Source organism: Psychrobacter sp. 1Y4 (genome assembly GCF_051847555.1).
Genome location: NZ_JBPYDE010000460.1, coordinates 1 through 754 on the forward strand (window position 1 = coordinate 1; position 754 = coordinate 754).

The following is a 754-nucleotide window of genomic DNA, read 5'->3' on the forward strand; positions in this document are numbered from 1 at the left end:
CCACGTTTAACTTTGACCCATAGCGTTAGCATGATTTTTTTGTCAAACAGCTGCTCCATATCTTTACGAGCATCCATACCGACTTGCTTGATGCGTTGACCTTTATCACCAATGACAATGGCTTTTTGACCACTGCGCTCAACATAGATAGTTGCATCAATAAAAGTACATGCTTTACGTGGACGCCCCGTCTTTGGATCTGTATGCGCAGGCTCATCTTTAAACGCATCAATCTGTACAGTCAAGTCGTATGGCACTTCATCACCCGCACTACGCATGATTTTTTCACGAATAATTTCGCTGGCTAAGAATCGCTCTGAACGGTCAGTGATTTGCTCTGTATCATAAATAGGTGCAGCAACTGGTAAATGTGAGGCGATCACTTCTTGCAAACGATCTAAGTTTTGGTTTTTAAGCGCAGATACTGGAACGATATCAGCAAAGTCAAAACTTTCATTAAAAGTTTCAATAAGCGGTAACACGCTGCCTTTATCTTTTAAGGTATCTGACTTATTAATGACCAATACAACAGTTAAATTGGTATCACCAAGCTTTTGCAACGTCAATAGATCATCATCACGCCATTGATCTGAGTCAACAACGAACAATACTAGGTCAACATCTACTAGAGCAGATACTGCCGCTTTATTCATACGCTCATTAATAGCACGTACTTCATTGCGATGGATGCCTGGCGTATCTACAAACACTGCCTGCATCTCATGATTGGACAAAATGCCATGAATACGGTGAC

Annotated in this window: 1 protein-coding gene; it reads right to left on the reverse strand. The window is 41.2% G+C overall.

The window, feature by feature from the left end; all coding sequences use genetic code 11:
* Positions 1 to 754: GTPase Era (gene era / locus ACS8FC_RS16965; RefSeq protein WP_439297647.1), on the reverse strand; the 754-nt coding region annotated here is incomplete at both ends.